The sequence below is a fragment of the Halomonas sediminis genome (genome assembly GCF_044871105.1).
Classification (GTDB): domain Bacteria; phylum Pseudomonadota; class Gammaproteobacteria; order Pseudomonadales; family Halomonadaceae; genus Vreelandella; species Vreelandella zhuhanensis.
Genome location: NZ_CP085246.1, coordinates 1,391,578 through 1,409,877, shown reverse-complemented (window position 1 = coordinate 1,409,877; position 18,300 = coordinate 1,391,578). Strand labels below are relative to the sequence as shown.

General features: G+C 61.1%; 14 protein-coding genes. 10 read left to right on the top strand and 4 right to left on the bottom strand.

Features of this window, described 5'->3' with window-relative positions; all coding sequences use genetic code 11:
* Window positions 1-12: 12 nt before the first annotated feature.
* Together LG290_RS06780 and LG290_RS06775 are read left to right on the top strand one after the other, a co-directional pair.
* The gene (locus LG290_RS06780) at window positions 13-2,757 is read left to right on the top strand and encodes a cation-translocating P-type ATPase (RefSeq protein ID WP_499836766.1); all 2,745 of its coding nucleotides are present in this window, start codon (window positions 13-15) and stop codon (window positions 2,755-2,757) included.
* Between the two features lie 80 nt (window positions 2,758-2,837).
* The gene (locus LG290_RS06775) at window positions 2,838-5,705 is read left to right on the top strand and encodes a cation-translocating P-type ATPase (RefSeq protein WP_499836765.1); all 2,868 of its coding nucleotides are present in this window, start codon (window positions 2,838-2,840) and stop codon (window positions 5,703-5,705) included.
* On the opposite strand, the gene hrpB is transcribed toward LG290_RS06775, so the two are convergent.
* Window positions 5,700-8,168, bottom strand: a complete 2,469-nt coding sequence (gene hrpB / locus LG290_RS06770) for an ATP-dependent helicase HrpB (RefSeq protein ID WP_499836764.1) — start codon at window positions 8,166-8,168, stop codon at window positions 5,700-5,702. The two genes, LG290_RS06775 and hrpB, sit on opposite strands and share 6 nt — an antisense overlap.
* 82 nt (window positions 8,169-8,250) lie before the next feature.
* Between hrpB and LG290_RS06765 the strand changes: the two genes are divergently transcribed.
* Both LG290_RS06765 and arsJ read left to right on the top strand, forming a co-directional pair.
* Window positions 8,251-9,264, top strand: a complete 1,014-nt coding sequence (locus LG290_RS06765) for an ArsJ-associated glyceraldehyde-3-phosphate dehydrogenase (RefSeq protein WP_499836763.1) — start codon at window positions 8,251-8,253, stop codon at window positions 9,262-9,264.
* A complete protein-coding gene (gene arsJ / locus LG290_RS06760; protein WP_499836762.1) occupies window positions 9,261-10,499 on the top strand; it encodes an organoarsenical effux MFS transporter ArsJ in 1,239 nt (412 codons plus the stop codon). Before LG290_RS06765 ends, arsJ begins: the two co-directional genes overlap by 4 nt.
* On the opposite strand, the gene LG290_RS06755 is transcribed toward arsJ, so the two are convergent.
* Window positions 10,447-11,121: a TetR/AcrR family transcriptional regulator gene (locus LG290_RS06755; RefSeq protein ID WP_499836761.1), complete on the bottom strand. Its 675-nt coding sequence runs from the start codon at window positions 11,119-11,121 to the stop codon at window positions 10,447-10,449. The two genes, arsJ and LG290_RS06755, sit on opposite strands and share 53 nt — an antisense overlap.
* A 215-nt stretch (window positions 11,122-11,336) precedes the next feature.
* On the opposite strand from LG290_RS06755, the gene LG290_RS06750 reads away from it, so the two are divergent.
* On the top strand, window positions 11,337-12,113 hold the full coding sequence (locus tag LG290_RS06750) for a dienelactone hydrolase family protein (protein ID WP_499836760.1): 777 nt from the start codon (window positions 11,337-11,339) through the stop codon (window positions 12,111-12,113).
* Between the two features lie 34 nt (window positions 12,114-12,147).
* On the opposite strand, the gene LG290_RS06745 is transcribed toward LG290_RS06750, so the two are convergent.
* Entirely contained in the window at window positions 12,148-12,651 is a 504-nt protein-coding gene (locus tag LG290_RS06745) for an anti-virulence regulator CigR family protein (protein WP_499836759.1), read from the bottom strand.
* Window positions 12,652-12,776: 125 nt separating this feature from the next.
* On the bottom strand, window positions 12,777-13,250 hold the full coding sequence (locus LG290_RS06740) for a pilin (RefSeq protein WP_499836758.1): 474 nt from the start codon (window positions 13,248-13,250) through the stop codon (window positions 12,777-12,779).
* A gap of 242 nt (window positions 13,251-13,492) precedes the next feature.
* Between LG290_RS06740 and pilB the strand changes: the two genes are divergently transcribed.
* The 5 genes from pilB to yacG are packed head-to-tail and all read left to right on the top strand — an operon-like array spanning window position 13,493 to window position 18,265.
* A complete protein-coding gene (pilB, locus tag LG290_RS06735) occupies window positions 13,493-15,250 on the top strand; it encodes a type IV-A pilus assembly ATPase PilB (RefSeq protein ID WP_499836757.1) in 1,758 nt (585 codons plus the stop codon).
* A 5-nt stretch (window positions 15,251-15,255) separates the two neighbouring features.
* A complete protein-coding gene (locus LG290_RS06730; protein ID WP_499836756.1) occupies window positions 15,256-16,479 on the top strand; it encodes a type II secretion system F family protein in 1,224 nt (407 codons plus the stop codon).
* 36 nt (window positions 16,480-16,515) lie between these two features.
* Entirely contained in the window at window positions 16,516-17,361 is an 846-nt protein-coding gene (locus tag LG290_RS06725; RefSeq protein WP_499836755.1) for a prepilin peptidase, read from the top strand.
* A gap of 32 nt (window positions 17,362-17,393) precedes the next feature.
* Window positions 17,394-17,996 (top strand): dephospho-CoA kinase, encoded by a 603-nt coding sequence (gene coaE, locus LG290_RS06720; protein WP_499836754.1) that lies wholly within the window; start codon window positions 17,394-17,396, stop codon window positions 17,994-17,996.
* A 35-nt stretch (window positions 17,997-18,031) separates the two neighbouring features.
* Window positions 18,032-18,265, top strand: a complete 234-nt coding sequence (gene yacG, locus LG290_RS06715) for a DNA gyrase inhibitor YacG (RefSeq protein WP_499836752.1) — start codon at window positions 18,032-18,034, stop codon at window positions 18,263-18,265.
* The last annotated feature ends 35 nt before the right edge of the window (window positions 18,266-18,300 follow it).

The following is an 18,300-nucleotide window of genomic DNA, read 5'->3' as shown; positions in this document are numbered from 1 at the left end:
TGGAGGTAAGGGATGGCCGAACAACGGTCGAGTGGTGAACGAAGTCCTGAAGACGTCGCCTGGCATAGCCTATCCTGCGATGACGCCCTGACTCGGCAGCAAAGTACCCAGAGCGGCCTTTCGAGCAATGAAGCCGAAACACGTCTCGATAAATACGGCCCCAACAAGTTGCGCAGAGAACAGGCGCGCCCCTGGTACAGGCGCCTGCTGGATCAGTTCAACAATATCCTGATGCTGATCCTGCTGGTGGCGGCAGCGGCAAGCCTGTTGCTCGGCCATAGCCTGGATGCCGGGGCCATTGTCGCGGTAGTGCTCATCATCGCGCTGATCGGCTTCTTTCAGGAGGGCAAGGCGGAACAGGCACTGGAAGGCATTCGCAACATGTTGTCCCCCCAGGCCAATGTATTGCGCGATGGCAAGCGCGCCACCATTGCTGCAAAAGCCGTGGTACCCGGCGATATCGTGCTGGTGGAAAGCGGTAACCGGGTGCCCGCCGACCTGCGCCTTATCGAAGCACGCCGATTTCGCACCGATGAAGCGCCGCTGACCGGTGAATCCGAGCCGGTGGACAAGACCACCCAGGCGGTGCAGGAAGATGCCGAGCTTGCCGAGCGAGGCTCCATGGCCTACGCCGGTACCATCGTGGTCCAAGGCACCGCCAAGGGGCTGGTGGTGGAGACCGGCAGCCGTACTGAAATCGGCAAGATTTCCGAAATGCTGCGCAGTGTGGAGCAACTCAAGACCCCGCTTCTGGAACAACTCGACCGCGCCGGGCGAGTGCTGGCGATATTCATCCTGGGCGCCGCCGCCATCACTGCGGTACTTGGCGCGCTGATTCACGACCAACCGCTGGGTGAGATGTTCATGGCTGCGGTGGGCCTGGCGGTCGCCGCCATCCCCGAAGGCCTGCCTGCCATCGTGACGATCAGCCTGGCCTTGGGCGTTCAGAGCATGGCCAAGCGCAATGCGATTATCCGCCGCCTGCCGGCAGTGGAAACGCTGGGGTCGATCTCCACGATCTTTTCCGACAAGACCGGCACCTTGACGCGCAACCAGATGACCGCCCAGGCCATCTGGCTGGGCGATCAGCAATACCGCATCGATGGGGTGGGCTTTACGCCCGAAGGCAAGTTTCGCCTGGCGCAGGATGGCGAATCAGGCCAGGCAATCGATATCGACAAGCACCCCGAGCTTGAATATTTTCTCAAGGTGGGGGTGCTGTGCAACGATGCCGAACTCGCCAGAGACAAGCAAAATGATCGCTATCATATCCTCGGCGACCCCACCGAAGGGGCACTGGTGGTAGCCGCCGCCAAAGCCGGTATCGACCCCCATGCCCTGCGCAGGACATATGAGCGTCTGGATGCGATTCCCTTCGAATCCGAGCACAAGTACATGGCTATCGTTACTTATATGGATGACCAGCGCCGTTTACTGTTCAAGGGAGCCCCGGACCGGTTGCTGGAAATGTGCCGCTACGTCCGTACCCCTGAAGGCATTGTCGATCTGGATGTCGAAAAGTGGGAAACCCGCATTCATGAGTTGTCTTCGCGGGGCTTGCGCGTGCTGGCGATTGCCGAAAAATCCGCCGAGGGAATCGATGCCCTGGAGCACGACCACGTTCAGGAAGGCAGCACCCTGCTGGGTATCGTCGGCCTGCTCGACCCACCCCGGGACGAAGCCATCGAGGCGGTAAAGGTATGTCGTCAGGCAGGGATTCGTCCGGTGATGATCACCGGCGACCATGCCACCACAGCCCTTGCCATCGCCAAGCAACTGGGCTTTTCTCACACCGAGAAAGCGTTGACCGGGCGGGAGATCGAGGTCATGTCCGACGCCGAGCTCGAAGACGTCATCCTGGAGGTCGATGTCTATGCACGCGCCTCGCCGGAGCACAAGTTACGCCTGGTCAAAGCCATGCAGGCGCGTGGCGGGGTCTGCTCGATGACCGGCGACGGCGTCAACGACGGCCCGGCGCTCAAGCGTGCCGATGTCGGCGTGGCGATGGGCATCCAGGGCACCGAGGCGGCCAAGGACGCCTCGGAAATGGTGCTTGCCGATGACAACTTCGCGAGTATCGTCAATGCCATCCGGGAAGGCCGCAAGGTCTACGACAATATCCGCAAGACAGTCACCTTCATTCTGCCGACCAACGGCGCCCAGGGCTTGGCGATCATGCTCGCCGTACTGGCCGGCTCCATTCTGCCGATCACCCCGCTGCAGGCGCTCTGGGTCAACATGGTGGTCGCCGTGACACTGGGCCTGGCACTGGCCTTCGAAGAAGGCGAAAAGGACCTGATGCAGCGTCAGCCACGCGACCCCGACGCGCCCTTGCTGGACATGTTTCTGCTCTGGCGGGTGATCTTCGTTTCCATGCTGCTGCTGGCGGGGGTGTTCGGCATGTTCAGCTGGATCCTGGCCCAGGGGGGCAGTGAAGCCCTGGCCCGGGCAGGCGCGGTGAACATGCTGGTTACCGGCAGCGCGGCTTACCTGATCAACAGCCGCTTTCTGGTCAACAGTACCCTTTCCCTGGAAGGCATTTTCGGCAGCCGCCCGGTATGGATTTCCATCGGGCTGATCATGCTGTTGCAACTGGCATTTACTTACCTACCCTTCATGCAACTGATCTTCGGCAGCGCAGCATTGGGGCTGGGGCACTGGCTGGTCATCGGCGTTGGCAGCATTGTCATCTACTTGCTGATCGAACTGGAAAAAGCAGTCTGGCGCAGGCGCAAGGCCGCACCCATCAGGCATTAAAAATGCCGCCCCTCTACGTGTGGAAAAACAAATGTGTGCTATTGGTTAAACGTCATGTTTGCTTGAATTGGAGGTAACGGATGGCCGACCAAAATAACCAGGACGCACCCCATGATATCGCTTGGCACAGCCTTGCCGGCGATGACGCCCTGGATAAATTGGAAAGCAATGAGCAAGGACTCTCGCAAAGCGAAGCAAAAGCCCGGCTAGACAAACATGGCCCCAACAAGCTGGAGAGACAGCAAGGCCGTCCCTGGTACAAGCGGTTGCTCGATCAGTTCAACAACGTCCTGATGCTGATTCTGATTGTCGCCGCGATAGCCAGCCAATTTCTCGGCCATACGCTGGACGCCGCGGTCATTCTGGCGGTGGTGATCATCATCGCCCTGATCGGCTTCTTTCAGGAGGGCAAGGCCGAGCGGGCACTGGATAGCATTCGCACCATGCTCTCGCCCAAGGCGAAGGTACTGCGCGATGGCCGGCGTGACACCATTGATGCCGAGGCGCTGGTACCGGGGGATATCGTGCAGCTCGAAAGCGGTGACCGTATCCCCGCCGACCTTCGTCTTATCAAGACACAGCGTTTTCGCAGCCAGGAAGCCCCCTTGACCGGTGAATCCGAACCGGTCGACAAGGGCACCGACCCCGTTGACGAAGACACCCCTCTGGCGGAACGTAGCGCCATGGCGTATGCCGGCACCCTGGTCGTGCAAGGTACCGCCAAGGGGCTGGTGGTGGAAACCGGCCGGCATAGCGAAATCGGCAAGATTTCCGAAATGCTGCGTGGCGTGGAAAAGCTCAAGACCCCCCTGCTGGCGCAACTCGATCGTGCCGGCAATGTCCTGGCCATCTTCATCGTCAGTGCCGCCACCATCTCGGCCTTTCTGGGCGTATTTATACACGACCAACCGCCCAGTGAGATGTTCATGGCCGCGGTGGCATTGGCGGTGGCCGCGATTCCGCAAGGTCTGCCCGCTATCGTGACGATCGGCCTGGCCTTGGGTGTTCAGGCCATGGCCAAGCGCAATGCCATCGTGCGCCGCTTGCCGGCGGTGGAAACCCTGGGGTCGATTTCGACCATCTTTTCCGACAAGACCGGCACCCTGACGCGTAACGAGATGACCGCCCAGGCCATCTGGCTCACCGAAAAGGAAGTCCGGCTGTCAGGGGTGGGCTTCTCGCCCGAAGGCAAGCTGCACGAGGCACCCCAGGATCCCGAAAGTGACGAGCCGGGCGAGGAACTCTCGCTGGACGACAACCCGTTGCTGAAACACTTTCTGCTCACCGGGGTATTGTGCAACGAAGCCGAGCTTGCCCAGCAAGAGCGCAACGCAAAGCAACAAGATGGCGACAAGCAAGACGACCAGAACCAGGAACAGGAACAGGAACAGGAAAAGCAGCGCTGGGCCATTCATGGCGACCCGACCGAAGGCGCCCTGGTGGTTGCTGCGGCAAAAGCCGGTATGCAGATTGCCGAGCTGCGCGATGAGTACCCGCGCCGAGACAGTATTCCCTTTGAATCCGAAAATCGCTACATGGCGACGCTCAACGAGATCGACGGCAGCGATTATATTCTGGTCAAGGGAGCGCCGGATCGGCTGTTGGAAATGTGCGACCGGATGCGCAGCGGTGACGACGACGTGGAATTGGATCGCGATGAATGGGAACAACGCATCCAGACCCTGTCCGCCCGCGGCTTGCGCGTGCTGGCGGTAGCCGAGAAAAAAGCCGATCAAGACCTCGGTGAGCTCAGCACTGATGCCGTCGAGAACGGCCTGGTACTGCTGGGCATGGTGGGCCTGCTCGACCCGCCCCGAGAGACGGCTGTCGAGGCGGTAAAGCATTGCCTGAGAGCCGGGGTTCGCCCGGTGATGGTCACGGGGGATCACCCCGTGACGGCACGGGCCATTGCCGAACAGCTGGGCTTCGCCCATACCGACAAGGCCCTCACCGGCCGCGACGTGGAAGACATGTCGGATGCGGAACTGGAAGACAATATCAATAAAGTGGATGTCTATGCCCGCGCCGCGCCGGAGCACAAGCTACGCCTGGTCAAGGCCATGCAGGCCAAGGGCGGCATCTGCGCCATGACCGGCGACGGTGTCAACGACGGCCCGGCCCTTAAACGCGCTGATGTCGGCGTGGCCATGGGCATCCAGGGCACCGAGGCGGCCAAGGAGGCTGCGGAAATGGTGTTGGCCGACGATAATTTCGCCACGATCGTCAATGCCATCGAGGAAGGCCGCAAGGTCTACGACAATATTCGCAAGACCATCACTTTCCTGCTCCCGACCAACGGGGCGGAAAGCCTCGGTGTGCTGATTGCCATGCTCGGGGGGCTGATGCTGCCGATAACCGGGCTCCAGATCCTGTGGGTCAACATGGTCACCGCCGTCACCCTGGGCATGGCCCTGGTATTCGAGGCCGCCGAAGCAGACGTGATGCGCCGTGAGCCGCGCGACCCGGATGCCCCCTTGCTTAATCTTTTCATGCTATGGCGGGTGATCTTTGTCTCCTTGCTGCTGGTGGCCGCGGTCTTCGGCATGTTCTTCTGGCTTTATCATGGCCAGGGCAACAGCATTGAATTGGCGCGTTCCGGGGCGGTGAACATGCTGGTAGTCGGGGAAATCGTCTACCTGCTCAACAGCCGCTTCCTGATCAATAATTCCCTGAGCATCGCCGGACTCTTCGGTAGCCGCCCGGTGTGGATCGCCATCGGGTTGGTGGTGGCCATCCAGCTTGGCTGGACCTATCTGCCCTTCATGCAAGCGATTTTCGAAAGCGAGGCAATCAGCCCCTTCCATTGGGCGATCATCGTTGCTATCGGCCTGGCACTTTTCCTGATTGTCGAGTTTGAGAAATGGGTGCTACGCCACTGGAATCTGGTCGGCAGCGAGTCTTCACCCAGGCAGCAGCACGATGAAACCGCCGCTCATGAAAGCTCATGAACGGCGCTTGGTCCTGGCACTGGCCGGAGCGTTGAGCGGATCTTCCGGCCAGGGATGCTTGGGGTAGCGGCCGCGCATTTCCTTGCGCACTTCCACGTAGCCATTGGACCAGAAGCTGGCCAAATCCCGAGTCACCTGCAGCGGTCGCCGGGCGGGGGATAACAGGTGCAACACCACCCCCACCCGGCCCTGCACCACGGCAGGCGATGACTGCCAGCCGAACACCTCCTGCAGCTTGACCGCCAGCACCGGCTCGCCGCCTTCCGAACAAGCTGTGTAATCGAGGCGAACCTGGGAGCCGCTGGGCACCGCCAAACGGTCGGGAACCAGCTCCTCCATCCGGGTGCGAAGCGACCAGGGCAAGCTTTCCAGAAGAAAGGTTGCCAATGGCAGCCGGTCCACAGCGTCCAGACGGGTGATGCCGTCAAGCCTCGGGCTCAGCCACTCTTCCAGCGTTTCAAGCAGCGCCGCCTGCGACCAGTCCGGCCATTGGTCGCCCTGCTCGCGGCGCAACAGCGCCATACGGCCCAGCAGCTGCTGGCTCCTTTCATCCAGCACCAGGGTGCCACGCCGCCGCAGCGCTTCGAGCAATGCACTGCGTACCGCCTCCGCAGGCAGCTTGCTTAGCGGCCGACGCGCCAGAATCACCGCCCCCAAGGCCTGAACCTCCTCGCCGAGCAAACGCCCCTGAGCGGGTGACCATTCCAGGCGGGCTTGCCAGTGGCGCGTTTCGGGATACAGCGCTTCCAGGCGTTGCTGCTCAAGCGCTGCAGCCTTGAAGATGCGGGCCTGGCTGGGGTCGCCGTCCAGCTCCACCGCCACCAGAAAAGCGGCATGCGCCAGCGGATGCTCCACTGCCAAAGTCGCCAAGCCGCCACCGGCCAGGCGAAAACGCCCCGGTTCGAGGCGCTGGGCAATGCGCTCGGGATAGGCCAGTGCCAACAGCGCCCCCATCGCCGTAACATTCGTCACTTCAAGCGAACAGCCCGCCAGCCTGGCCAGGCGCCTGGCGTCACGCTGCCATTGGCGATAGTCACTTTGCCATTGATAGTCCCGCGGCGCGTTCAGGCGTTGTTGCAATGCCTTCGCCAGATCGGGTTCGCGCTGCCGGTCACCGCCTTCCAGCAAGGCAGCCAGGGCGCAGGCCAGGGGTTGGGCATCGAACTGCCCTGCCCGCTCCAGCATTACCGCCAGCCGCGGATGCACCGGCCAGCGAGCGCACCGGCGACCCAAGGAGGTAAGCTGATGCTTGTCATCGAGCATACCCAGGCGCCTGAGCAAGTCGCGCCCGGCCTCCAGCACGCCCTTGGCGGGCGGCGTGACCCAGCTCAGCTGTTCAGGCTGTGCAACGCCCCAGCGCGCCAGCTCGAATGCCAGCGGCGCAAGATCGCTCTGGCGCATTTCCGGCTCGGCGTGGGCCACCAAGGGCTGCTCTTCCGCCCATAGCCGAAAGCACCCACCCGGCCCCTGGCGACCGGCACGCCCTCGGCGCTGGTCGGCACTGGCGCGATTGACCCGGCGCGTTTCCAGGCGCGTAAGCCCGCTACGCGCCTGGAATACCGGCACTCGCTCAAGGCCCGCATCGACCACCGCCTTCACCCCGTTTACCGTCACGCTGGACTCGGCAATTGCCGTGGCCAGCACCACCCGTTGCCCGGCCACCGGCACCAGGGCGTCACGCTGCTCGCTCAAGGGCAAACGCCCGTGCAGCGGCTTGAGTGGCACCTCAGGCTGGCGGCGCTGAAGTTCACGTTGCAGACGATGGATTTCCGCAACGCCCGGCAGAATCACCAGCACATCGCCGCCGCTGGTGGCCAGGGCTTCCTCCACCACCTCCGCTTGCTGGGCGGCTAGCTCCTTGCGCTGATTCAGCGGGCGGTAATGCGTGGTCACCGGGTACTGGCGCCCCGGGCAGTCTATCAGCGGGGTATCCGCCCCCAGCACCTGGCGGAGCGCCTCGACATCCAGGGTCGCCGACATCACCAGCAGGCGCAGATCCTCGCGCAGGCCTTGCTGCACATCCAGCGTCAACGCCAGGCCCAGGTCCGCGTCCAGGCTGCGCTCGTGAAATTCATCGAACAGGATACCCGCCACACCTTCGAGCATGGGGTCGTCCTGCAGCATGCGCGTCAGCACGCCCTGGGTGACCACCTCCAGGCGGGTGTTCGGCCCCACCCGGCTTTCACCGCGCATGCGATAACCCACGGTTTCGCCGAGCGTTTCCCCGAGCATGTCGGCCATGAAGCCTGCGGCCAGGCGCGCGGCCACCCGGCGTGGTTCCAGCAGCAGGAGCTTGCTACCCTGGCACCAGGGTTGCTGCAATAGCGCCAGCGGCACTCGGGTGGTCTTGCCCGCGCCGGGTTGCGCCACCAGCAAGGCACGATTGTGCCGGGCCAGGGCGTCACAGACGGCCTCAAGGCGCGACTCGATAGGTAGCTCGGTGGCTGGCAATTCATCGATCATGAAGCTGTCATCGTAATGTCACCTCTACACATATACGCTATACCATATATAGTTTCAGCATCCCGACGACAAGGAGCCAGGCATGGCAATCAATATCGGTATCAATGGCTTTGGCCGCATTGGGCGGCTGGTGCTTCGCGCCGGCTGGAACCACCCGGATATCGACTTCGTTCAGATCAACGATCCCGGTGGCGATGCCGCGACCTTCGCCCATCTGCTGCAGTTCGACTCGGTACACGGCCACTGGACCGGCGGCGGCGATGATATCACGGCAAGCGATAGCGCCCTGAACGTGGCCGGCAAGCGCATTGGCTTCAGCGGCAACCGCGAAATTGCCGAGACCGACTGGTCGCGGTGCGATGTGGTAATCGAAGCCTCCGGCAAGATGAAGACCACCAACAAGCTGCAAGCCTACCTGGATCAAGGCGTCAAGCGCGTAGTAGTCAGCGCGCCGGTCAAGGAAGCCAGCGTGCTCAATGTGGTGATGGGGGTGAACGATCAGCTGTTCGACCCCCAGCAGCACCCTATTGTCACCGCCGCCAGCTGCACCACCAACTGCCTGGCACCGGTGGTCAAGGTGATCCACGAAAAAATCGGCATTCGCCACGGCTCCATGACCACCCTTCATGACATCACCAATACCCAGACCATCCTCGATGCGCCGCACAAGGACTTGCGCCGAGCCCGGGCCTGCGGCATGAGCCTGATTCCCACCACCACCGGGTCGGCCAAGGCGATCACCGCCATTTTCCCCGAGCTTGAAGGCAAGCTCAACGGGCATGCGGTGCGCGTCCCTCTGGCCAATGCCTCGCTGACCGACATGGTATTCGAAGTCAAACGCGAAACCAGCGCAGAGGAAGTCAATGCGCTGTTGAAAGAGGCCGCCGAGGGTGAGCTTCGCGGCATTCTGGGGTATGAAGCACGCCCGCTGGTCTCGATCGATTACCGCTCCGATGCGCGCAGCTCGATCATCGATGCCCTCTCGACCCTGGTGGTGGCCGGCACCCAGGTCAAGCTCTACGCCTGGTATGACAACGAGTACGGTTACGCCTGTCGCACCATGCAACTGGCGGTCAAGGTGGGGCTGAGCGGATGAGGGGACCGATCAGCGCACGTCTCGCCGATTTGCCCGAGGAAGTCCGCCAATACCTGGTGGTCACCGGCAATTACTGGGCCTTCACGCTCACCGATGGCGCCCTGCGCATGCTGGTGGTGCTGTACTTCTACGGCCTGGGCTATTCGGCGCTGGAAGTGGCGTTGCTGTTTGTGTTCTACGAGTTTTTCGGGGTGGTGACCAACCTGGTGGGCGGTTGGCTGGGGGCGCGGCTGGGCCTCAACCGCACCATGAACCTGGGGCTGGGCATGCAGATCCTGGCCCTGGCGATGCTGCTGGTACCGGCGACCTGGCTCACCGTGGCCTGGGTAATGGCCGCCCAGGCGCTTTCGGGGATCGCCAAGGATCTCAACAAGATGAGTGCCAAGAGCGCGATCAAGACCTTGGTGCCGCAAGGCGAAGGGGGCCATCAGGCGCTGTATCGCTGGATTGCCGTGCTCACCGGTTCGAAGAACGCCCTGAAAGGCGTGGGCTTCTTCATGGGTGGTTTGCTGCTCACCCTGGTGGGTTTTCAAGGCGCGATTGCGCTCATGGCGGCCATGCTCGTCCTGGTGCTCGGGCTTTCCCTGAGCAAGCTCAAAGGGGATCTGGGGCGTGCCAAGGCCAAGCCGAAATTTCGCGAGATACTTTCCAAGAGCCGCGCCATCAATATTCTTTCCGCCGCACGGATGTTTCTGTTCGGCGCCCGGGATGTGTGGTTCGTGGTCGCCCTGCCGGTGTTTCTGGCCACGCAGTTCGGCTGGGAGCACTGGCAGGTGGGCGGCTTTCTGGCGCTCTGGGTCATCGGTTACGGTGCGGTGCAAGCCCTGGCCCCGCGGATTACCGGCCGATATGCCGGGCGCGGCGCGGCGATAGGCTGGGTCGCGGCACTTGCGCTGATTCCGGCGCTGATCGCGCTGGGCCTGGAGTGGCAACCCCGGCCGGTGCTGCTGGGCGGGCTGCTGCTGTTCGGGGCGCTGTTTGCGGTCAATTCCAGCCTGCATAGCTTTCTGATCGTCAAGCTGGCGCGCAGCGACGGCGTCTCGCTGGATGTCGGCTTTTATTACATGGCCAACGCCATGGGCCGCCTGATGGGTACCCTGCTCTCCGGCTGGCTCTACATGAGCGCCGGGCTTGGCGCCACGCTCTGGGTGTCCAGCGCCATGCTCGTGGCCACGCTGCTGATCAGCCTGGCCTTGCCGAAGGCGTCGCCAAGGCCTGACCCGACGGCGGCGTGATCCCGCAGCCCTTGAGAATCACCTGGACCAGAAAGCCGGTGATCTCATCGATATCCTGCTGGGATAGCGCGCGGCGACCGGTGATCCCCAGCACTTGAGCGCTGTAATCGGTGTAGTGCTGAGTGGCCGACCAGATCAGGAAAATCAGCCAGCGCGGCTCCACGGCGTCCATCTTGCCGCGCTCGGCCCACTGGCGAATGATGGCGGCGCGGGTCTCCACCCAGTCTCTCAGCTCGCCGCTCAGGTAGTCTTGCAGAAAGGGCGCGCCGCCGAGAATTTCCGCGGCAAACAGTTTCGAGCCTTCCGGGTAGCGCTGCCCGAGCACCATCTTGGTGCGAATAAAGTGGCTCAACACCTCGCCGGGATCGCTTTCCGGGGTGATATCCTCAAGCACCGCGTTCCAGCGCTTCATCATGCGATTCAACAGCCGCACGTATAAGGCCTGTTTGCTGCCCATGTAATACAGCACATTGGCCTTGGGTAGCCCGACGGCATCGGCGATAGCCTGAAGGCTGGCGCCCCGGTAACCATGGCGTGCGAATACCTGCTCGGCAGACGCCAGAATACGCTGCTCGAGTCGTTCACGGCTGTTGTTTTCCAACGCGGAGGGTGATGCGGCCATCAGAGGTTCCTTGCCCTGTTATTCACTCGGGTTGGTATTTTGCCTTATCCCGTGGCAAAACACCCAAGCTTGCCCCACGCCAGTGCCCCTTGCAAATACTTGCAAGGGGCGATTTTCTGTCCCAATCTCAAATCATATCGACCAACCGGGCGGCTCGCGCCGGGAATACAAGCGGATTTCGTGAATCAGCCTACTTACTACTTACGGAGATATCCATGAACAGCACACGCCTACTCTTGACCCCACTCGCCGCCGCCTTCTTTCTGGTGGGCACCGCCCAGGCATATGAACTGATCCGAGAAGACACCACTTATAGCGTCGAGGATGAGACGTTCGCCGGCTACTTCTCCCCGGCCGAAGGTGACTCCCGCGGCACCGTGCTGATCATTCACGACTGGGACGGGCTCGACGATTACGAGCGCTTGCGTGCCGACATGCTTGCCGAACATGGCTTTGATGCCTTTGCGCTGGATCTTTTCGGCCAGGGCAACCGCCCCGAAGCCCTGGAAGACAAGCAGGCGGCCACCAATCGCTTGTACGAGGACCGCGAGCGCATGCGCCAGCTGATCCTCGCCGGGCTTGAAGAGGCTCGCGCCCAGGGTGCAAGTGAAGAAACCGTGGTGATCGGCTATTGCTTTGGCGGCGCCGCCGCGCTGGAATTCGCCCGCTGGGGTGAAGCCGAGGACATTCAGGGCTACGCCAGTTTTCACGGCGGGCTGGATACCCCGGAGGGCCAGCAATACGCCAGCGACACCCCGCCAATCCTGATTGCGCATGGCGGCGCCGACAGCATGGTGAGCATGGAGGACGTGACGCAACTGGCCAATGAACTTGAAGAGGCGCAAGTGACCTACGAAATCGGCGTCTACTCAGGGGCGCCGCACGCCTTCAGCGTCTTCGGTAGCGACGCCTACCACGAACGCGCCGACCATCGCTCCTGGGACGCCTTCATGGTATTTCTCGACGACTTCCTGGCAGAGGGAGTCCGATAGTTCTTCTTGAATAGCTCCGTTTGAGAGCCTCGCCTCAGCGCAAGACGTTGGCGAGAATATCCACCACCACCCGCGTCGCGGCCTCGATCAGGATCACATCGCTGCCGACGCGCTCCCACTCGTAACCGGGATACTGCGGCAACTCTTCCGCCACCCTTCCCTCGAAGCGCTTGGCGATGCCCGGCGGCAGCGGCTTGCCACGCTCCAGATTCTTGCGAATCCCCGGGGGCAAGCTGTCCATTTGGTGAATGTCGTGGCGCTGCAAGATACGGCGCACCTGGCGTTCATCGATATACGGGCGGCTTTCCTGAGCTCTTTCACGAACTGAGCGGGGCTCGGCGTAATAGCGCTCCGAAGAACGCGATTCAGGCGAGCGCTGCTCATGGCGATCATTACGCTCATGACCAGAAGCGCCAGCCTTGCCCTTGTCACGCGCCCCCTGGGCCTGGGCGTGTTCCGGCGGCTGAGCAGTAACGGAGGCACTCAGTACCAGGGCGGAGAACAGGACCCCACTTATCCAGACGGTTTTAATTTTCATCACTGGCTCCTTCAATGTTGCGGAAGCTTCGAGTGTAAGCGGTTATTGTGCAGGCAGTGAGGAAATAAAAAAGGGCCTCGAAAGGCCCTTAGAAGTTAACACTTAGTCATACCAAGTAGTAAATATTAATCACCTGTAGGAGCTGGAACTTTACATCCGCGAAGTTCGTCGACGGCAAGATTCTCGAATTCGCATTTCCATGTCCCATTATCGGCTCTTGTCAATACAATCGTGCCAGCTGTATCACCAACGTGTACTCCGCTAGCAAAGGTATAAGTTAAAGTGCCTGTACTATTCCATAACACCGCGCCCAATGACGAGGAAACCGCTTCTTCAACAGCTGCCTCAGTACCATCATCCTTAATTGAGACTTCAGCCATTGTTTTACCGCCTGCATAGATCTGGTCATCGACTTCAGTCTTGTAGGCGCTTACCGTTGACAACCCGGAAGAGGCTTCAGCGCGCGCTATGTAATTCTGGTACTGGGGGACACCAATGGCCGCCAATATACCAATGATCGCAATCACGACCATCAATTCGATCAGGGTGAAACCGCCCTGGCGGCTGTTTTGAATTTTTCTGGTTTGGGTATTGCGCATGGCAAAGCTCCTGGAGCGGGGAAATAATCAAGGCTGCATGGGCTATGCAACGTTAGATTAGTGAGAATTACAATAGCTTACGCTTAGTCAATACACAATCAATTTTCCTACGCCTAGCTTCAAGTTATCGACTGACGCTGCCCAGCCTTTGCAAGGCCAGTAAACCACGCATGCCGTGTCGATAGGATCAGGATTGTGGTACAAGGTGCCTACAAAAACGCTTCAGTGTTTCAAGGTGCCGAATGAGCCATCCTTCCTACGAATCCACTCTCAGCCATGCCGCGGCGCGCGGTGGGTTGCGCGGCATTGCCCAGCGCCTGGTCAAGCATGGCTTGCTCACCGATGCCCAGGCCGCCACGGCCGAAGCCACTGCCCTTGCGCAGGATATCTCCTTGCTGCAGTACCTGATCGAAAGCGGCAAGGTAGACCCTGCGGCGGCGGCGGTGGCGGCGGGCTGGGAGTACGGCCTGCCGGTCATCGACCTGAATGCCCTGCGCCTGGATGCCCTGCCCCCCGCGGCGGATTATCCCACCAAGATACTGCAGAAACTGAACGTGCTGCCGCTGGCGTGCCATGGGCACCGCCTGACCGTGGCGGTGCCCTACCCCGCCACCCTGACCCACCTGGATGAATTGCAGTTCGCCACCGGCCTGAGTGTGGAAGGCGTACTCGCGCCGGTGGACCAGTTGGCCACGGTCCTGGAAAGCTACCTGGCCCAGAATGAACGCAACATGTTCAACGACCTGGAAGGCGTGGACGACGCCATCGGCGCGTTGGACGTGGTACAGGAGGGCCAGGACAATGAAGTGCCCCTGGAAGACGCCCAGCAGGACAACGATGACGCCCCCATCGTCAAGTTCGTCAACAAGGTTCTGCTGGACGCCATCCGCCGGGGTGCCTCGGACATTCATTTCGAGCCCTACGAGACCTATTGCCGGGTGCGCTTTCGGGTAGACGGCATATTGCTCGAAGTCGCCCGGCCGCCCTTCGGCATGCGCAACCGGATTGCGGCACGCCTGAAGATCATGGCGCGGCTGGATATTTCCGAACGTCGCCTGCCCCAGGATGGCGCGATCAAGCTCAAGCTTTCGCGCACCCGCTCGCTGGATTTTCGCGTCAATTCGCTGCCCACGGTGTATGGCGAAAAGCTGGTACTGCGGATTCTCGATCCCGCTGCCGCTCAGCTGGGTATCGAGCAACTGGGGTTTAGCGATGCCCAGCGCGGCTATTACGAAACCGCGCTCAAGCAGCCCCAGGGCATGATTCTGGTCACCGGCCCCACGGGGAGCGGCAAGACCGTTTCGCTGTATACCGGCATCAATATTCTCAACCAGATAGAACGTAACATCTGTACCGCGGAAGACCCGGTGGAAATCAAGGTGACCGGAGTCAATCAGGTCAATGTGCTGCCCAAGATCGGGCTGGATTTCGCCAGCGCCCTGCGCGCCTTTCTACGCCAGGATCCGGACGTGGTCATGGTGGGGGAAATTCGCGATCTCGAGACCGCCGAAATCGCGGTCAAGGCGGCCCAGACCGGCCATTTGGTACTTTCCACCGTCCACACCAATTCGGCCGCGGAAACCCTGACCCGCCTAGCCAACATGGGGGTTTCCTCCTTCAATATCGCCAGCGCGGTGAGCCTGATCATCGCCCAGCGCCTGGCTCGCAAGCTGTGCAAGCATTGCAAGGAGGCGGTTGAAATCCCCCATGAAGCCTTGGAAAAACAGGGCCTTACCCCGGAAGAAATCGCCACTGCCACCATCTACAAGCCGGTGGGCTGCAAGCACTGCACCCAAGGCTACAAGGGCCGCGTGGGAATTTACGAAGTCGTGCCGATCACCGACAGCATGCGCCAACTGGTCATGCGCGATGCCAATTCCTTTGAGATCGACGCCCAGGCGCGCCAGGAAGGCTACCCCAGCCTGCACCGCAGCGGGCTGTTGAAGGTCATGCAGGGCATCACCAGCCTGGAAGAAGTCAACCGGGTCAGCAAGGAGTAACCCACATGGCCAAACGCAAACGCACGGCACCCATCAAGCTGTATCGTTGGAAGTGGTCGGGCATGGGGCCGACCAATCGCACTATCAGCGGCGAAATGGTCGGGCGCAGCAAGGCGGAAGTCAGTGCCGAACTCAAGAGCCAGCACATCGCGGTACGCAAGCTACGCAAGAAAGGTAGCCTGGGAGGGGGTGGGAGCATCAATCCCAAGGATGTGATGGTGTTCGCCCGCCAGATGGCCACCATGATTCGGTCGGGCATTCCGTTGCTGCAGGCTTTTGAAGTCGTGGCGCAGAGCTTGAAAAAGCCTGCCATGGCCTCCTTGGTGCAGCAGATGATGAGCGAGGTTTCCGGCGGGTCGAGTTTTTCGGATGCCTTGCGCCGTCATCCGAAACAGTTCGACCGCTTGTTCGTCAACCTGGTCGAGGCCGGCGAACAAGCCGGTGCCCTGGACAAGATGCTCGACCGGGTGGCCATCTACAAGGAAAAGGTCGAGTCGCTCAAGGCTAGGGTCAAGAAAGCGCTCTGGTACCCCGCGGCCGTGATGTGTGTTGGCATGGGCGTGACCCTGCTGCTGTTGATCAAGGTGGTGCCGCAATTCGAAAGCATGTTCAACAGTTTCGGGGCGGAGTTGCCGGCCTTGACGCAAATGACGGTCAACCTGTCCGAGATGGCCCAAGCCTATTGGCTGCATGCCTTCGGCGCGCTGTTCGTCTTTATCATGTTGCTGCGCGAAGGGGTCAAACGCTCCCCCAGGCTGGCGTACCAAATGGACGCGCTGTTGCTGCACCTGCCGGTGGTCGGCGATATACTGGACAAGTCGGCGGTTGCGCGCTTTTCGCGTACTCTGGCGACCACCTTTGCCGCCGGTGTGCCCTTGGTGGAAGGCCTGGATACCTCGGCAGGGGCGACCGGCAACAAGGTGTATGAGCGCGCGGTTCAGCAGATACGCAGTGACGTGGCGACCGGCCAGCAACTGCATTTTTCCATGCGCATGACCAATCAATTCCCTGCACTGGCGGTGCAGATGGTGAGTATCGGCGAAGAAGCCGGTTCCCTGGACGCGATGCTCAACCGGGTGGCGGATTACTACGAAGAAGAAGTCGACAACAAGGTCGATGCCCTGACTTCCTTGATGGAACCCATCATCATCGTGGTGCTGGGCGTATTAGTGGGTGGCGTCGTGGTGGCAATGTACCTGCCGATCTTCGAGATGGGCTCGGTAATGTAAGCGTCACTATTTGAATTTCTCATAAAAGGCATATGGATGGATTACCCTCCGCTTATCTTGTGGCCCCTGGTGGGCGTACTGGGGCTGTGTTTCGGCAGCTTTCTGAATGTGGTGATAACCCGCCTGCCGGTCATGCTGATGCAAGCCTGGCGCGCCGAGGCTCGTGACGCCCTGGCCCTGGAGGAGGAGCCCCAGGCCACCTTCAACCTGGCGACGCCGGCATCCATGTGCCCGGGCTGTGAAGCCCCCATCGCCTGGCACGACAATATTCCCCTGCTGGGCTGGCTGAAACGCCGCGGGCGCTGTGCCCAGTGCGACGCCTTCATCAGCATCCAGTATCCGCTGGTCGAGCTGGCCGGCGCCATCCTGGCGATTGCCGTGGTGGCGCTGCACGGCGTGACGCTTGAAAGCGGGTTTATCTATGCCGCCTGCATGACGCTGCTGGTGCTGGCCGTCATCGATTTTCGCACTCAGCTGCTGCCGGATATTCTCACCCTGCCCCTGCTCTGGGCCGGGTTCATCTACCAGTTAAGCTTTCAGCCTTTCATGCTGACCTCGGCGGTGATCGGTGCCATGGCAGGCTATCTAGCGCTGTGGAGCTTTTTCTGGCTATTCAAGCTGGCGACCGGCAAGGAAGGGATGGGCTATGGCGACTTCAAATTACTCGCGGCACTGGGAGCCTGGCTGGGCTGGTCCTACCTGCCGCTGATTCTGGTGCTCTCGGCGGGCCTGGGCGCTATCATTGGCATCATCGTCCAGTTGGCCTTGCCGCGCTTGCGCGGTGCGCCCATGCCATTCGGCCCCTACCTGGCATTGTCCGGCTGGGTGGCCTTGCTGGTCGGTGAAGAATTGATGGCCGTTTATGCAGGGGTACTGTATTGAAAACTGCTGATAAGAACCGACAGGAGCGCTCGATGATTATCGGTCTGACGGGGGGTATCGCCTCGGGAAAGTCCACCGTGGTGCGCGCCTTTGAATCGCTGGGCGTCCCCTGGGTGGATGCCGATGACGTCGCCCGGGAAGTGGTTCAGCCGGGAGAGCCGGCCCTCGAAGCAATTGCCGAACGTTTCGGGCCCTGCGTGCTCCAAGAGAGTGGCAGCCTCGATCGGCGTAAACTACGCGACATCATCTTCAACGACCCCGAGCAGCGCCTGTGGCTCGAGTCGGTCACCCATCCCCGGGTACGCGAGCGCTTGCTTGAGCACCTGGCGAGGCTTCAAGCCTCCCAGCCAGCCTACGTGATGCTGGTCTCGCCCTTGTTGTTCGAATCCGGCCAGGATGCCCTGGTGGATCGCTGCGTGGTGGTCGATGTCCCCGAGGCGCTACAGCTTCAACGCACCCAGGCGCGCGATGATGTCAGTGAATCTCAGGTCCGGGCGATTCTTGCCGTACAACTATCTCGCCAGGAACGTCTTTCCAGAGCCGACGATGTGATCGACAATAGTTGCAGTGAGGCTGAAATGCGTGAGCAGGTCGCTCAGCTCGACCGACGCTACCGACAGCTGTCCCAGCCCTGAATTATTTCACTTGCCTGTTTTTCACCGGAGTCTAGATGTCCATTCCCGCCAACGACACACCCTTTGAAGTCGCCTGTCCCCAATGTGGTAACAAGGTTGCCTGGCAGGCGCAAAGTCTCTACCGGCCCTTTTGCAGCAAGCGTTGCCAGCTGCTGGATCTGGGTGCCTGGGCAGAAGAGTCTCACCGCATCCGTGGCGAATCGGCCATGGATGAAGCGGATATCGAGACACTGCTGGCTCAGGCTGACCGTGATGCCCCCCTGTCCTGAATCGACCCCTAGAATCCGGATACCCGCTCCCTGAG

What these genes read in the sequence shown, in the direction of transcription:
- yacG (WP_499836752.1), top strand. Translation starts at nt 18,032, where the DNA reads ATGTCCATTCCCGCCAACGACACACCCTTTGAAGTCGCCTGTCCCCAA.
- LG290_RS06775 (WP_499836765.1), top strand. Translation starts at nt 2,838, where the DNA reads ATGGCCGACCAAAATAACCAGGACGCACCCCATGATATCGCTTGGCAC.
- LG290_RS06730 (WP_499836756.1), top strand. Translation starts at nt 15,256, where the DNA reads ATGGCCAAACGCAAACGCACGGCACCCATCAAGCTGTATCGTTGGAAG.
- pilB (WP_499836757.1), top strand. Translation starts at nt 13,493, where the DNA reads ATGAGCCATCCTTCCTACGAATCCACTCTCAGCCATGCCGCGGCGCGC.
- hrpB (WP_499836764.1), bottom strand. Translation starts at nt 8,168, where the DNA reads ATGATCGATGAATTGCCAGCCACCGAGCTACCTATCGAGTCGCGCCTT.
- LG290_RS06750 (WP_499836760.1), top strand. Translation starts at nt 11,337, where the DNA reads ATGAACAGCACACGCCTACTCTTGACCCCACTCGCCGCCGCCTTCTTT.
- LG290_RS06740 (WP_499836758.1), bottom strand. Translation starts at nt 13,250, where the DNA reads ATGCGCAATACCCAAACCAGAAAAATTCAAAACAGCCGCCAGGGCGGT.
- LG290_RS06745 (WP_499836759.1), bottom strand. Translation starts at nt 12,651, where the DNA reads ATGAAAATTAAAACCGTCTGGATAAGTGGGGTCCTGTTCTCCGCCCTG.
- arsJ (WP_499836762.1), top strand. Translation starts at nt 9,261, where the DNA reads ATGAGGGGACCGATCAGCGCACGTCTCGCCGATTTGCCCGAGGAAGTC.
- LG290_RS06780 (WP_499836766.1), top strand. Translation starts at nt 13, where the DNA reads ATGGCCGAACAACGGTCGAGTGGTGAACGAAGTCCTGAAGACGTCGCC.
- LG290_RS06755 (WP_499836761.1), bottom strand. Translation starts at nt 11,121, where the DNA reads ATGGCCGCATCACCCTCCGCGTTGGAAAACAACAGCCGTGAACGACTC.
- LG290_RS06725 (WP_499836755.1), top strand. Translation starts at nt 16,516, where the DNA reads ATGGATTACCCTCCGCTTATCTTGTGGCCCCTGGTGGGCGTACTGGGG.
- coaE (WP_499836754.1), top strand. Translation starts at nt 17,394, where the DNA reads ATGATTATCGGTCTGACGGGGGGTATCGCCTCGGGAAAGTCCACCGTG.
- LG290_RS06765 (WP_499836763.1), top strand. Translation starts at nt 8,251, where the DNA reads ATGGCAATCAATATCGGTATCAATGGCTTTGGCCGCATTGGGCGGCTG.